Raw genomic sequence first — 16,655 nt, forward strand, 5'->3', positions numbered from 1 at the left:
TTATGAATTTTAAATGTTTTTTGTAGGAATATTCTTTCAATATAGTTATATTTAAAATAGACTAGCCTTTTCGGCTAATACTGTTGTTGAAAAATTATAAAATAAAATTTTAAACAAGAATGATTCTTAAATGAAAATGACCATCTAATAATTGAAGCGTATGAGGAAAGAAAATGTGAAATTAAAGATAATCTCTAACATGATTCAATCCTCAATGATTAATAATGGTCTAGATGAAGTAGAATATGATTTCATTTGCTGTGTTAGTCAACAGCTAGGGTTAGATCAAGATATTGTTGATACCTATATAGAGGAGCAAGAAATTTTTATTCTTCCGGTATCAAGAGAAAATAGAGTTTTAAAGTTTTACAAAACTGCTTTACGTGATAAAAATTTATGTAAAAGTAATTTTATATGGATTAGAGCATCTTACCGACAAGGAATATCGTTGGGTTTACCGCAAAAGGTTATCAGGAATTTTCTAAACGATATTCATTTTTCTGATGATCAGGCGCAAGGAGAGCGTATAATCAGAAGTTATTTTCTAAGTAATTAATTTAAAGTTTAGATTACCATTGCACCTACATTACTATGGAATAAAATAAAACAGCTTTATTGGACGTTAATGATTAATAGTTGCTGAATATCAAATCATTACGTAAGAGTATGCCTACTAATAAAGAGAAATTAAGTATTTTATCAGAGATGATATCGTTTGCCAAAGTAAATAACGAGGTAAAGGACTCAGAATATGATTTTCTTTTTTCGGTTGCTCAGCAATTAGAAGTGAGTAAAAAAACCTTTGATAGTCTCTTTACATCTAATGTCGAGCATGTAATCCCAAAGTCACAGTCTGAACGTTTACTGCAATTTCATAGACTTGTGTTGCTCATGAATGTGGATAATAATCAAGATGTAAATGAGGTTAAAAGAATTTATGATATTGGTTTAAATATGGGCTTGCCGCCAGGTGCTATACAGCAAGTACTTTCTATTATGCACAATTATCCAAACAAAGTAGTGCCGCCAGAAGTATTGATTTCTATTTTTAAGGCACACTATAATTAAGACCAAGAAATAAAATGGGCATCTAACTGCTCAAGGTCTCTTTTGTTTTCGATATTATTGTTGGCATCTGCTCTTAATTCATCCATTTCTGCCTCAATAATTTCAAGTTGATTAGAATTTATCACATGATTTGTAAGTGTCTTTAACATGTGCATTAGTTTTCTCATAACAGTAATGTCGTGTTTGCAGTAAAGTCTATACGTTGCCATTACGTTGAATAGTATCTCTGAAAAATTAGAACATTTTATAAGTACCCAGTTCTTTTTGTTTTCACCGCTAAGGTATTCATAGTCTTGTTTGCGCATTAAGTCTAAAAATAGAGAAGTTAGGTAGTCAATAGTATTTAAAGCAGTGCCTGGGTCATTTATGCCTGGTGACATTGCCTTTATACCAATCTCTGAAATTTGCCTGAAACCATAAATATAGTTTTCTCCCACAAGCTCTTCATGACTAAAGAGGAGTGTTCTCATAATCTTTTCTTTCAATTCGTTATCTAGAGATTTTTCAGTTTTAAAGCCAATAGTACCATTTAAAATAAATTGCCCTTTATGTAATTGAATTGCAATTTTAAATGAGTGTTCTTTACATAGTTCAAGCAAGTCATCATTTAATATTCCGTAGAAATAACCGGTTTCATTGATTTCATATGCTTCCCAATGTTCTTGGTTGGGAAATTTAAAGGTGTTTGTTTCTTGATTTTCAACAATGGATATTACTTCAGATTTTGTTCGAGAATGAATTGCTTTTAAAATGTTGCCTACTTGTATTGCTTGAGAAATATGGTGTATAAAGTAAATAAAAGCAGCCAAACAAACCACTACTAATATAATACCTATCAATACTGAAAAGCCTGGAGTTTGGTACTCATTTTCAGTAGGCTCTATTGAGATAAGTATGAAAATATTATAAAGTATAGTGGCAATATATAGACCTAAAACAATTTGATGCTTTTGATCAGATATAATTCCGGGTAAAACTCGTGGCGAGAAATTGCTAGAAGCTTGATTTAATAACACCATTACCATGGAGAAGCTAAATACCTTTAATGAGATTAAACCGCCTATTAAAGTGCTTAAAATGGTTTTAGCAGTGTCTGTATCATCAATTACCAAAGTAGGGGATACTTTAATGAGATATGCGGAAATACTTTTTTGTTCAAGGTATATCATTAGAAAAGCGAATAATAGTCCTGCTAGTGAGATAATGGTAGGATAAAAAGCAATTCTAGAGCGAATTTTATCAATAAAGTTGGTTAGTCTGTTCATTAGTTAAAATCTATATATAAATCTAGTGATTGTCTCATCGTATAAATGGCTGATATGATAAAATTACAGACTCGTATCATTTATTAATGCCAAAATGACATTATTTAGAGGTGTATATATGTCAAGTTGACATATATTTTGTGTTGGTATAGGATTTGTTCTATTCCAATCAACTATTGAAATTAATTTATTTAAAAAAATACGATTATGAGTTTAGCAAAGAGAAGTGACGTTTTATTCCCGGCATTAATGAATGAAATATTTAAACCAGATTGGTTTGGTGGAACTGAGAATTCACGTTCAGCTGTACCGGCAGTGAACATTAAAGAAAATGAAAAAGATTTTGAGTTAGAGCTTTTTGTACCTGGTAGGGTCAAAGATGATTTTCAAATTGAAATCGATGATGCTGTTTTAACTATTTCGGCAGAAATTAAAGAAGAGAGTGAAGAGGTGAAAGAAAATTTCACAAGAAAAGAGTTTAGTATTTCGTCTTTTAAAAGAGCATTTACTTTACCTGAAACTGTTGCGACAGATAAAATTGAAGCGACATATGAAGATGGAATTTTGAAATTTAATCTTCCGAAAAAAGAAGAGGCTTTACCAAAGCCAAAAAGAATGATTGAGTTAAAGTAAGTTTTAATTACTAAGTTTTTTTTAGGTTGGTTTGAGTTGTTTAGTTGAAGTGCTTTGAGAAATCAAAGCACTTTTTTTATGTCCACATTAGCGCAAAATTATTACACTAAAACCGAACGTAATTTGTAGTTTTTGTAGTTGATAAATTAGCTCGTTTATAAATGTCATAAGATGGTTTTTTTTTTATGAATTTTTCCTTGAATGTGATTTTGTGAACTCATTATTTTATGTTCATTTTTTGTTGAATAATGATGTAGGTTTATCCCCTTTTTAGGATTTCGAAAACATGACTTTGGTGATTTTTGAAACAGTATTTTTGTAGTAATAATTAACTGGTTTTTGGTCAATAAAATGGGCGATTTTATTGTTTAAAAAATTAACGTAAATTCGTAATATCTTCTTGTGAATATTTAATTCATGAGAGTATTATTTAACTTCAGGAGATTTTAATTAAAGAGGGCAGTAGTTGTTGTTGATAAATTGAAATGTTCATTTAAAATCTGCTTAAAAATTCATATTTCAACTAATATTAAATATTTAGTCTTGTCTAAAAATTTAATTTAAATAATTAAATACCAGTATTTTAAGTTGTTTAATGTAAAGTTTAAATATATATTATTTTGTTTTTAACCATTTTATTGAAAGCTTACCTTATTCCTGCTCCTGTAAAGACTTTATTTCGTCTCTCAGCTTTGCAGCTTGCATGAAATCCAATTCTTTTGCCGCTTTTTCCATTGCTTTTCTTTTGTCTTTTATCAGCTTTTCTATTTGCTCTTTTGTAAGGTAATCCATGTCCGGTTCGGCAGCTCTTAGTTCCTCTTTTATGAAGTGATAAGTAGAGACTGAATTTTTAGAAAGTACACTATCTAAACTTTTATTTAATGCTTTTGGCGTAACGTTATTATCGGTGTTGTATTGTATCTGTTTTTGCCTTCTATAGTTTGTTTCGTCAATTGTTTTTTGCATACTATCGGTGATCTTATCTGCATACATAATTGCACGTCCGTTTAAGTTTCTAGCGGCTCTACCAACAGTCTGTGTCAAGGATCTATTACTACGTAAAAATCCTTCTTTGTCTGCGTCTAAAATAACGACTAATGAGACCTCTGGTAAGTCTAATCCTTCACGTAATAAATTGACGCCAATTAGTACATCAAAAATTCCTTTTCGTAAATCTTGCATGATTTCAACACGCTCCAAAGTGTCAACATCACTATGTATATATCTACATCTAATATTAATTCTGTCTAAATATTTTGCCAACTCTTCAGCCATTCTTTTCGTCAAAGTGGTCACTAAAGTACGCTCATCTTTTTCAACTCTAATTTGAATTTCTTCGACTAAATCATCTATTTGATTTAAGCTTGGTCTAACCTCAATGATAGGGTCTAAAAGTCCGGTTGGTCTAATCACTTGCTCTACATATACCCCCTGGCTTAATTGTAATTCATAATCTGCCGGTGTTGCACTAACATATAAAACCTGATTTTGTAACGCTTCAAACTCTTCAAATTTCAAAGGTCTGTTATCCATAGCTGCCGGCAAGCGAAAGCCATAATCAACCAAGTTTACTTTTCGTGAACGGTCACCGCCATACATTGCATGTACCTGTGGTATGGTTACGTGGCTTTCATCAATCACCATCAAATAGTCCTCAGGGAAATAATCCAATAAACAGAAAGGTCTGGTACCAGGCTCTCTATCGTCTAAATATCTAGAGTAATTTTCAATACCTGAGCAATAACCAAGTTCACGTATCATTTCCAAATCAAAGTTGGTACGTTCCTCTAAACGTTTTGCTTCTAAGGGTTTGGCAATGTCCTTAAAGTAGTCTATTTGCTTCACCAAATCATCTTGAATGTTATGAATGGCGTTCTGTAGTACATCTTTAGATGTTACGAACATGTTTGCTGGGTATATGTTCAGATTTTCATATACTTCAATGATGTTATTGTTAAAAGGATCAAACGCCTCTATCTCCTCAATTTCGTCGCCAAAAAAATGAATTCTATAGGCATGGTCGGCATAACTAGGGAAAACGTCAACTACATCACCTTTAACTCTAAAGTTTCCGTTTTTGAAATCTGCCATGGTTCTAGAATACAGCGACTGTACTAACTGCTGCATTAGTTTGGTTCTGGCAATTACCTGGTCCTTTTTTATGGAGATTACATTTTTTTGAAATTCAATAGGGTTACCAATACCATACAGGCAAGAAACGGATGCAATTACGATAACATCTCTACGACCTGATAATAAAGAAGATGTGGTGCTTAAACGTAATTTCTCAATATCTTCATTTATTGATAAATCTTTTTCAATGTAGACACCGCTGGTAGGTATAAATGCTTCTGGTTGATAATAGTCATAATAAGAAACAAAATACTCTACCGCATTGTCAGGAAAAAACTGCTTGAATTCTGAATATAGTTGAGCTGCCAAGGTTTTATTATGTGCTAATAAAAGTGTAGGTTTTTGAACTTGCTCTATAACATTTGCAACGGTAAACGTTTTTCCTGATCCGGTAACACCCAATAATGTTTGAAATTTTTCCTTTTCATTTAACCCTTTTACCAATTCTTTAATGGCATTTGGTTGATCTCCAGTGGGTTTAAACTCTGATACTACTTTGAACTTCATGCTATAAAATTACGAAAGAAGCACGATTTAAATGAACTCGATAAGAACTTTAGTTGCAACTATCGTTTCAACGAAAAATGACCGGTAATTACTTCATTGCTTTCAGTACTATCAAATCGATACCAGTAATCTGACGATGGTAGAGGTTTGCCATTAAACGTACCGTCCCAGGTATTTTCTAAAGAGTTGGTTTGGAATACTAATTGAGCATACTGGTTATAGATGCTTAGTGTACCTGTTGGTGAACAAGTATCGGTAATAGGAACATATCTGTCATGTACTCCGTCATTGTTAGGTGTAAAGAAGTTGGGAAAATCGACCTTGCATAAAACCTCTGTTTCGGGATTTGGATCTGGTGCCTCTTCACATAATATAGAATCTATGGTAACGGTAAAACTGTTTTCGTTAGAGCATGAGCCAAATTGAGAATGAATATAAACAGTTTGTGAAACCTCTAAAATATCACCCGAAAAAAGCTCTGTTCCTGTACCGTTAGATTCTGTAAAATAGTTGCCGTTATTAAGTGTTGGTAATGTATAGTTTTCGCAAACTACAACGTCTTCTATATTGTCGATCTGACCAAGATTATCTATTTGAACATCAAAACTGCTCTCATCTGAACATCCGCTAGCGCCAGTATAAACATAAATTGTTTGTGTTGTCGTTATCACATCACCGGCATTTAATTGAGTACCGCCTGCATTGGTCTGCGTATAGTAGAAATTATTAGCAGAAAGTACGGGCAAGGTGTAGCTGGCGCATGCGTTGACATCCATAGGGTCGTCCGCTGTAGGTGCTGTTCCTATTTGAACATCAAAGCTGCTCTCATCTGAACAACCACTGGTACCGGCATATACATAAAGTGTTTGTGATGTTGTTATTACATCTCCAGTATTTAATTGGATGCCGCCTGCATTGGTCTGCGTATAGTAGAAATTATTAGCAGAAAGTACGGGCAAGGTGTAGCTGGCACATGCGTTGACATTCGCAGGGTCGTCCGCTGTAGGTGCAGTTCCAATTTGAATCTCGAAGTCGTTTTCATCTGAACAACCACTGGTACCGGCATATACATAAAGTGTTTGTGATGTTGTTATCACATCCCCGGCATTTAATTGGGTACCGCCTGCATTGGTCTGTGTATAATAAAAGTTATCGGCAGAAAGTGCGGGTAAGGTGTAACTGGCACATGCATTGACATCTGCAGGATTGTCTGCGGTTGGAGCTACACAATTAATAATTATCGTAATATCATTTCTTACTAAAGTCAGGTCCGTTACAATATCACTTGTTATTTCTGCATGATAAACTCCTGCATCTGAAGCTTGTATGTTGTCTAAAACTAAAGTAGAGCTATCAGGTGCACCCGTAATTGGTACACCATTTTTGAACCATTGATAATGATTTTGAGTTCCACTAACCGTTGTAGTTAAGGTAACGGTATCTCCTTGATCTTCATTTAAAGTCAAAATATTATTAACCTTAGCTTGCGGATTATCACGAAAACCAGAAAAATTTGCATCATAAAAGGGGAAATCATCTTCGAAATCACCAAATTGAAAACTATTATCCGCTATATTCAGATTTGTATTAAAACCAGGTATTATGGTAAAATCAGGTACAGTACCTTCTAATTCGTTATTGTTAACATTAAAATTATTAAGATTGTTCCATTGGTTATAGGTAGCGGGAATGGTTCCTGAAAAAGAATTATTAGATGCGTTAAAGACCTCGAGGTTGGTCCATTGGTCATATGATTGAGGGAAATTTCCATTTAAATCATTATCGGAAACATTAAAAGATTCGAGACTTGACCATTGCGAAAAACTTGGAGATAAGGTGCCAGAAAGTCTATTGTCATTAATCGAAAAATACTCCATTTGAGTAAAACTTGAATAACTAGGGGGAATAGTACCTTCAATATCATTATTAAAAACCTCAAACCTAACAATGTCGGTCCAACTAGCATAACTTGCGGGTAAATTGCCAGATATTAGGTTATTTGCAATACTAAAATACTGAATATCTGACCAGTTAGAAAGTGATTCAGGTAATGTGCCTGTAAGGGCATTACCCCAAAGGTCTAAAGTTCTTAAATTAATTAGGTCTCCATAAGAATCGGGAATAGTGCCTGTGAGACCTCCAATATATGCGTTGGTATAAGACTTTAAACGAAGGATTTGTAGATTAATTAATTCAGAATATTCCTCAGGTAAATTTCCTTCAATGCGTGTAGATTGTATGGAAAGTTCTATCAAATTTGTTAAGTTTCTCAACGAGACCGGTAGATTTCCTGTTAAGGCCTGACCTCCGATAATAAGATTTCTTAGTTCAACTAAATCACCCAGGGTTGCTGGTATATCACCTACAAGCTCATTTTCGGAGAGATTAAGGTATGTCAGGTTCACCAAATCACCATATTCAGGATAAATGGTGCCTGTGAAATCATTACCACCTAAATGTAGCACTGATAATTGTGTCATATCTGTGATTTCTATAGGTATTGTTCCCGATAAATCATTGTACCAAACATTTAAGGATACTAGGTCTGGTAGTGTTGTAATGCTAATAGGAAGAGGACCTGTTAATCCGCTTGCTGATATATCTAATAATGTTAAAAATTGCAAATCTCCTAATTCATTAGGTATAAAGCCCGACTGAATGTTACTTGTATTTGCATTTGTAGTAGGATTCATATCTATGGCAACTACATGACCTCCATCGATAGTTAAGCCATACCAATCATTAGTGACAGGTCCTGTAAAATCCCAATCATCTGTCAAATTAGCATCAGTTTCGCTTCCCCAGTTTGGTCCATCGGTTGCGTCATAAAATTCTTGAAGAGCTGCTTTTTCAGCAGGGGTAACTTGAGCTGAAAGTATTTTAATAAAAACTAAAAAAAAGATAAAACTTAATACTCTTGTCATTAATTTCTTTACTTAAATTTTGTAAACAAAGTGATTAATATAGAAACTTTACCGGTAAATTTGATTTTTTTATTTAATTTTTAGATTAACGGAATGGTGTATCTGTTTCTTTAGTAATAAGTGGTTATATATTATTCATATTATATTTTCTAAATTAATGTAAGTTATAAGTATCAGTATGCTATAACTAAGTTTTCTACTCATTAAAATAGAGTTACTATCGTTTCAACGAAAAATGACCGGTAATTGGTTGTTGATTAACAAAGCTTGCTTTATACCAATAATCTGTTTCTGGCATTTCTTGATTATTGAAAGTTCCGTCCCAACCAATACTAGTTGGGCTTAATTGTTGAATTAGACTTCCAAATTGATTAAAAATATAAATTACTTCTATAATAGATTCCGTGTTTTCAACTGGTGGTATATATTGCCAATAGTCATTATCCCCGTCACCATTGGGTGTAAAGAAATTTGGAAATCCGTTTACGGTTAAATCTTGCTCAACAAATTTTGTTGCAAGTCCGCATCCATCTTTATCCCGAACATATATAGTGTGGTTTTGTAAAGAGAGATTGGTAAAACGGTTAGTGTCCTGGTATGGTCCTTCTTTATTATCTATGGCATATTCATAATTGCCAGTGGTAGTTGTAAAAATTTCATAGTTGAGAGAGTTGGCAGTTATTTGAATTTTTACATCCGCTATTTCAGGTATTTGTGATATTTTAACTTCAAATATTTTTGAAGAAGCGCATTCAAATGTTCTACCAGATTCCTCAATGTTCACATAGGCTTCGTGTATATATTCACCTTCTTCATCTATTGACACTTCTGCTGTTGTAGATAGTAATGTTTCATTGCCTCTTTCATCCAATTTATACCATCTATAGCCATCGGCTTCATCTGTTGCGGTTATAACATTAAATTCATTGCCAGTGCAGATGGACACGTAATCAGGGAAAGATAATTCGGGATTTAAAACTAATAATTCTCCACTAATAGGGTCAAAATATGGTCCGCACCCTACTAATGTAGAAAAGGTTTCTTGGTTACAACCAATAGCTTCGCCAGCTTCATTAAAGGGGTAGATTGAGATGAAGAAGGTTCGGTTAGGTTCAAAATCTATAATTACCGTTGAAGTCTTAAAAAAAATGGCATCTTCTAGAATATTGGTTTCAAATGGAGATGTTCCAATTGATACTCTATAGCCTGTTGCATTGGTAACCGCGTTCCACTCTAGAGTTGGGCTTAACGGTACATTTGTTTCTCCGTTAACCGGAGAAATCATAGTTGTACATATAGGTAAAACAGCTTCTGGTGCAGTGGTAAACATCACTGTACTGCACCCGGCAGCAATGCCTATTCTGTTATATGGTATTATTGTGATAAAGATTTCTGCCTCTGACGGTAAATCTGTAGGTGTGTTATAATTAAGTGAATTTCCCAAATCTGTACTCGTAAGAATTTCACTTCCGTTTAAGGTAGTTCCAATAGATAAGAAGTACCCTGTAGCATTAGGTGCTGCATTCCATGAAATATTTGTTGCAGTATTGATGTCTAAGGCATCATTTGCAGGAAAGGTGGATGGAACACATTGCGGAGCTTCGCTCAAAGCAGCTGTTGTAAAACTTTGACTCTCACAAACTATGTTAGGCTGGTTGAAGAAAAATAAGGTTATAGTAATAAATATTTCTGTACTCTCAGGTAAACCTGTAGGTGATGTGTACGAAGTTAAAGCACCAACATTTCTTTGGTTCAATATATCATTGCCACCAGGGGAGGTGCCTAGAGAAATGATATAGCCCGGAACCCCTGTTATAGCTTCCCAACTAATAGAAGCATCAACAGGAACTAAGGTAGCGCCATCAGTAAGGCTAATTAAGGCCGGGCATTCTTGTGCCGAGGTTTTAAAAACAGCAAATAACAGTACTATAAAAAATATGAGCATAGCCAATATTTGGGGTATTCTATAGTCCCATTTCTTTTTCATAGCATACTAGTAAACAATACAATATACTACAAATTGAAAATCTTCACTTTTAGAATTCTGTTAAATAGGGTTAATTGGGTAATACTTGAGATGAATTAAAGATCGCGTTTTTTAAGAATTGCGTAAGAACCATAAATAAAAATGGCAATCCACGCTACAACAATCACAATTTCATACCAATGAATGTAATAGTCCAAAGCAAGCTTTTCTCCCATTTGGTTGGCTACAGATTGTACAGCACCTAATCTAGAAAAAGGTTCTTTAATTAGATTGAACATGGCTTGTATTGGAAAAAAGCCCATAATTATATCTGTAGTCTCGCTATCATAAAACTTCCATCTAATGATGCCTCTAAATATACCTTCTAAAACTTGCCAAAGTATTAAAAAACCAAGTGCAAAAGCGGAACGTTTTACCAGAACGCCCAGAAAAAGACAAAAGGAAAAGAAGCCAGTTAGTTTTACAAAAAAGGCTAAAAGGAACTCTAAATCCGTAAAAATGATTGATAATTCATTGAAATCGGAGTAAATAAGTCCCAAAATCAAAGAAACTATAAAAACGAATATCGTTGAAACTAATGAAAAAGTAACGACAGTCAAGAATTTAGAAAGTATGAATTCTTTTTTTGAGAGTCCGTCAATTAAATTCTGTTTTATTGTTTTGTTACTGTATTCGTTAGACATCATTGAAACAATGACAATGGCTAAGAATAATTTAAAAAATGCTGTGATAAACGTATTAAAATGCCAGATATAGGGAAAGTTGAAAATACCTTGGTCTGCCAAATGAAATTTTATGGGACCAATATCGAATTTTATGGCCGCTACCAATGCAATGGAGGTTAAAAGCGTGAAATAGGAAATAATCAACACCTTGCTAGCCCTGTTATTCCATAATTTTATAAATTCTATTTGTAGTAATCGTATCATGATGGTAGATGGTTAGGCGTTAACATTTTTGGTTAGTGCTAAAAATTGCTCTTCTAAACTTTCTTTTCGTTTTACTAAATGAGATACAATTATGCCTTGATCAAAAAGTAATTTATTTAGCGTTTGGGCATTTAACTCTGAAGTTAAAATTGCCGTAACCAGGCCATTTTCCTGTTTTATATTACCAAAATGTTCATTGCTATTTAAGTAGGATGTTAGTTTTTCCAAATCATCGGATTTTAATTCGAAAAATCCGAAACTGGCTTGTAGACTATCTACCCTCCCAGAGTATAATTTTTCCCCTTTTCTTAAAATGACTACATGTGTACAAACTTTTTCGACCTCATCCAGTAAATGTGATGCCAATAGAATTGTTGTTCCTTTTGCGGCTATCGTCTTTATAATTTCCCTGATTTGATGAATACCCTGCGGATCTAAACCATTGGTAGGTTCATCTAAGATTAAGATTTCTGGGTCGTTCAATAGGGCAGAGGCAATAGCCAAACGCTGTTTCATCCCCAGGGAAAAAGTTCTGAATTTGCTGTTTTTTCGGTCTAAAAGACCTACTAAATCTAGCTTTTCTTCAATTTTATCTTCTGAGACATCTTTAATCTTACAGACTAATTTCAAGTTCTGTAAAGCGGTCATGTATGAATAGAAGTTGGGGCGCTCTATAATGGCACCTACTTTTTTCAAAGCTTCATGTGTTGAGGTATCGCCACCGAACCAAGCGAATTCTCCGTTGGTTTTATTGACTACATTTAATACAATACCCAGGGTAGTTGATTTGCCGCTACCGTTAGGTCCAAGAATGCCATAAACATTGCCTTTTTCTATAGTAAACGATAAATCTTTTACTGCAGTTAGGTGCCCGAATTTTTTGGTAAGATGATTGACTGTTAGAATAGTACTCACGTCAAGTTTTTTGATTGGTTACAACTACTTGACGATAAACTTAAAGGTTTGTTACAATAAGAATTTAAAATTATATTATTAAGAAGACGATTTTTATGAAATAAATAGAAAGAACAAACTAAAATAGAATAGTTGATTACAAATGTTAATTGCAGGCAGTTATTAAGGAACTGCCTGTAATTAAATTATTTATCTATACAACGTGAAGTTGCCAACGAATTCTCTAGTGTCTGCAGCTCCATTCAATTTTATTATATACCAGTAATCACCGGTTGGAAGTTCATTTTCCTGATAGAACCCGTCCCATCCGTCTTCATTATCCTTGAAGGTGTAAACTGAACGACCATATCTATCATAGATGCTTATGAAAATCTCTGGATAAACTTCTATGTTATCTGGCATCCAAAAATCATTTTGCCCATCACCGTTAGGTGTAAAGAAGTCTGGAATTTCTATATCAATGAACTCAATAAAAATACTTTGTGTAACCTCACATCCATTTTCATCAACTACAGTAATTGCATATGTGCCCGTTTCGGTAATGTAAAACACATTTTCTGAACCTCTATTTTCATCTTCGAAGTAGTAGGTGTAATTTTCTCTACCACCTGTAACTGTAGCGGTTATCTGATTAATGTTACTTTCCTCAACCGTAAGTTCAAGAGGTTCAAATGCTAAAATCTCAACATCATAAGTGGTTAAGCAACCATTGGCATGAGATATACTAATAAAGTGAGTGCCAGAAGTCAAATCTCTGAACATTGGCGTCAATTGCATTTCTAATGGGTCTAGAGTATCTAAACCAAATAGCACATCATTTTCAATACTTGGGTCATTAAGAATAATATTAACATAGTTACTAGGTACTGAACCATTACAACCATAAACTGGCTCCACGCTAGCTTCAAGATCTACACCTGGGTCAATGGTCACTATAATTGTTTCATCACACCCCTGGGCATCTTCTATGTAGATGATGTAATCGCCAGCCGCTAAGTTGGTAAAACTAAGCCTATCTTGGACAAAATCTGTTTCAGATTCTAAACGTGTGCTATAAGGAGCGGTACCACCAATTATTGTAATGTCAATGGTGCCATCTTCTTCGCCCACGCATATTTCAGGAGTGCTTTCTGTTGTGATTTCTAATACATCTGGCTCAACTATAGTGGCTTCTATAAGCTCAAAACAACCGTTAGAATCTTGTGCTATAATAACATAGTCACCAGGTGCTAATTCATCAAACGTATTTTCATCACTAAAACGATCTAAGTTTGGTGATATGGCATATTGATAAGTACCAGAACCTCCGATCATATTTACTGTTATACTACCATCTTCTTGCCCATTACATGTGACATCGTTAATAGTCGTGTTTGCTGTATCAATAATAAGTGCGTCGGGTTCTGTAATCGTAATCAATTGAGAGGTTTCTTCACAATCATCACTTTGTACCCTTACATAATATGGTCCAGCCAATAGATCGGTAAACAAACCAGTAGTTTGATTTGGGCGAACTTCGTTCGTTAAACCTGCATCAGAAAATAATGCATATTGATAATTCCCTAACCCGCCTTGTGCTTCTGCATTGATAACTCCGCTATCATCACCGTTACAACTAATAGTAGGGTTGTCGTTATCTAGGGTTATAGTTAAAGGAACAATAGGGTTGATAGTAACGCTATTACTTATAACCGATACACAACCAAAACTATCTTGAATGTAGTATTGGTAGGTATTTGGCTGAATACCTGTAAATAAATGGGTGTTAGGACCATTGGTTTCGTTCATAGCATTGAAAGCCGATGTACCATCTACACTCCACATATAAGGGCCTGTACCACCAGAAGCAGTTAGTAAAAGTTGTGCATCATCTAGGCAAGTTGCTCTTTGCTCAGTAACCAATTGACCTCTAACTTCTACCGGCTCAGCAATTTCAACGATATTGGTTTCATCAGAACAGTTTAAATCATCAAGAATAGTAACGCTGTAAAATCCTGATCTTAAGTTCATAAATGTTGCTGTAGTCTGAGAACTAGATGTTTGTAAAAGGTTAGCTCCGGCTCCGTCTCCATCGTACGTTTTTAAAATATATCTATAATTTGTCGAAACTGATCTAGGTGTAAACCCGGCTGTAATTATTCCGTCCGTATCACCTTCACACTCTAAACCAACAACAGATTGAATATTTGCCACAATTGGTTCTGGCGGAGTCAATGTAAATGCATTGGTAAAGGTTTCTGTACAACCTAAATTATCCGTTACTTCTACTGTGTATTGACCATCACTTAAACCTGTAAATAAATTACTGTTTACTTGATTAGCCGTATAAGTTGTTGATGAACTTACATGTGTCAATACAATATTAAAAGGGGCTTCACCTCCATTAGGTGTAATATTTGCAGTACCCATGTCATTACTACAACCTACATCTGTGGTTGCAATAGTCGCTAAGGTAATTGCTGCACTAGGTGACGTTATGGTAAATGACCTTTCTTGTATACATTCAGGAGTACCAACCTGTAATGCTCTTAAAATATAGCTGCCTGCTGCTACTGGAATAGAAGCTGTTGTTCCTGTTCCTGCAAAAGTAGCGGCATCATCTGTGCGTGTAGTAGATGATCCATCTGCATTTAAAACTTCCCAGTTAAAATCACCAGTATATGTAGCATCGGTAAATGTTACCTCAATAGCGCCATCTGTTCCAAAACATACTACATCTGCAAGTTTATTCACTTCAATATTAAATGTATTGGGGTCTTCTACAATATGAGTTCTTGTTATTTCACAACCTGTACTTACATTTTTAATACCAATAGTATAAGTGCCGATAGCCAAGTTTGCAAAAGTGTTGTCACCAGTCTGGTATGTGGCAGATGGTAATATTCTAAACTCATAATTAGCAAGATTTGCCGTAGTGTTGGTAACAGTACTATTTACATTTATAGTAATATTTTCTCCACTGTTTACACAATCTAAATCTCTATCTACCATAATGGTTGCATCAACAAAAGTATCGTAAGGGTCTATGGTAACAATATGTTCTGCAGAACAACCTTTGTCATCATATACACGAACTACAATATCACCACCAGCGGCATCTGTATGCGTATAAGTTAAAGCAGTACTGTTTTGTAACACGGTAGAAGTTGCATCGTCGATAAATTCAAAACGATTATAAGTTCCGCTACCACCAGCAAAAGAGCTGGCATCAATAGTAATGGTGGCATTGTTTCCATCATTACCGGTAGCACAACCAAATTGATCTGGAACAGGAGCAGAAAATGTTACAGCTGTATTTTCATCTACAATTACAGTTTTTATCGTAGGACAGTTATTTGGTCCTCTAGCGGTTACTTCATAAGATCCACCTGGTAAATCGATATAAGATTCAGTCGCAGCATCCCAATGCGAAGCAGCATTCCAACCTGCGATAGCTGGCACCGGATTTAAGTCATACGTCAACGGATTATTTCCATTATTTACTTGAACTAATTCTATACTACCATCATCGGCGCCATTACAACTAACTGGGTTAGGAGTGGGGGTGAAATCTGGTTGAATAGCATCTGGTACAACAACAGTAAAACTTCTAAAACATTCTGGAGTTGTGGTATCGGTATCAAAAACATTTACAGTGTACGTACCTGCAACATCTATAAGTGCATTATGTAATGTAGTGCTTGGTGTTGTTAATGCTTGACGAGCAATTTTATCTGTACCATCACTATTTAATATTTCAAACTCATAATTTCCAGAACCGGTAAATACTTCAATAGCAATTTCTGCTTCGTAACCAGCGCCGCAACCTAATTGTTGGTCCAAATCGGCAGTTGCCTGTAAGCTTGAATGTACCATAATATTAATGGTATCGGTACAACCTGTTTCGTCTTTAATAACTACATCATAAGTACCTGCTGCTACGTTATTGTAAATACCACTGTTGTTTTGGAAAGTACTTCCATTATCTAAAGAATATAAAATAGTACCAGAACCTCTAGCATCAATTTCAACCGTTGCTGTATTTTCACAATTATCGATTTCAACATCGTCAATTGTAGGGGCAGCAGTAAAGCTCATTGGTACATCGCCAAGTATGTATGAACAACCATATTGGTCTTCTACAGTTACCGTATATGTACCAGCCGGTGAACCAGCAGGGATTTCTATAGGGTTATCTCCTGTTGCTGTAATGGTAATAGGACCAGTAACAGTATATTCATAAGTGCCGCCTCCACCTAATGGATTTGCAATTTCTATTAACCCAGGGTTGTCACAAGAAATATCTTGAATAGAT

10 protein-coding genes are annotated in these 16,655 nt (G+C 34.7%); 3 read left to right on the forward strand and 7 right to left on the reverse strand.

Features of this window, described 5'->3' with window-relative positions; translation table 11 throughout:
- Positions 1–160: 160 nt before the first annotated feature.
- Positions 161–556 carry a hypothetical protein gene (locus ABJI11_RS05030; protein WP_348349991.1) on the forward strand — a complete coding sequence of 132 codons (396 nt, stop codon included), beginning with the start codon at positions 161–163 and terminating at the stop codon, positions 554–556.
- A 110-nt stretch (positions 557–666) separates the two neighbouring features.
- The gene (locus tag ABJI11_RS05035) at positions 667–1,068 is read left to right on the forward strand and encodes a TerB family tellurite resistance protein (protein ID WP_348349993.1); all 402 of its coding nucleotides are present in this window, start codon (positions 667–669) and stop codon (positions 1,066–1,068) included.
- Here the strand turns inward: ABJI11_RS05035 and ABJI11_RS05040 are convergent.
- Positions 1,065–2,333, reverse strand: coding sequence for a DUF2254 domain-containing protein (locus tag ABJI11_RS05040; protein ID WP_348349995.1), 1,269 nt, complete (start codon positions 2,331–2,333; stop codon positions 1,065–1,067). The genes ABJI11_RS05035 and ABJI11_RS05040 overlap by 4 nt on opposite strands.
- Positions 2,334–2,540: 207 nt before the next feature.
- Here ABJI11_RS05040 and ABJI11_RS05045 point away from each other — a divergent pair, with 207 nt between their 5' ends.
- The gene (locus tag ABJI11_RS05045; protein WP_276492327.1) at positions 2,541–2,966 is read left to right on the forward strand and encodes an Hsp20/alpha crystallin family protein; all 426 of its coding nucleotides are present in this window, start codon (positions 2,541–2,543) and stop codon (positions 2,964–2,966) included.
- Positions 2,967–3,617: 651 nt separating this feature from the next.
- Here the strand turns inward: ABJI11_RS05045 and uvrB are convergent.
- The 6 genes from uvrB to ABJI11_RS05075 form a co-directional block, all read right to left on the reverse strand.
- Positions 3,618–5,606, reverse strand: a complete 1,989-nt coding sequence (gene uvrB, locus ABJI11_RS05050; RefSeq protein ID WP_348349997.1) for an excinuclease ABC subunit UvrB — start codon at positions 5,604–5,606, stop codon at positions 3,618–3,620.
- A 59-nt stretch (positions 5,607–5,665) separates the two neighbouring features.
- Positions 5,666–8,530 carry a T9SS type B sorting domain-containing protein gene (locus tag ABJI11_RS05055; RefSeq protein WP_348349999.1) on the reverse strand — a complete coding sequence of 955 codons (2,865 nt, stop codon included), beginning with the start codon at positions 8,528–8,530 and terminating at the stop codon, positions 5,666–5,668.
- 217 nt (positions 8,531–8,747) lie between these two features.
- Complete coding sequence (locus tag ABJI11_RS05060; protein ID WP_348350001.1) at positions 8,748–10,517, reverse strand: T9SS type B sorting domain-containing protein; 1,770 nt, start codon at positions 10,515–10,517, stop codon at positions 8,748–8,750.
- A 95-nt stretch (positions 10,518–10,612) separates the two neighbouring features.
- Entirely contained in the window at positions 10,613–11,446 is an 834-nt protein-coding gene (locus ABJI11_RS05065; RefSeq protein WP_348350003.1) for an ABC transporter permease, read from the reverse strand.
- Positions 11,447–11,458: 12 nt separating this feature from the next.
- Complete coding sequence (locus ABJI11_RS05070; RefSeq protein WP_348350005.1) at positions 11,459–12,361, reverse strand: ABC transporter ATP-binding protein; 903 nt, start codon at positions 12,359–12,361, stop codon at positions 11,459–11,461.
- Between the two features lie 189 nt (positions 12,362–12,550).
- A partial coding sequence (locus ABJI11_RS05075) for a T9SS type B sorting domain-containing protein (RefSeq protein WP_348350007.1) occupies positions 12,551–16,655 on the reverse strand: 4,105 nt, incomplete at its 5' end.

Origin of the sequence: Maribacter sp. (assembly GCF_039968975.1) — a bacterium.
GTDB lineage: Bacteria > Bacteroidota > Bacteroidia > Flavobacteriales > Flavobacteriaceae > Maribacter.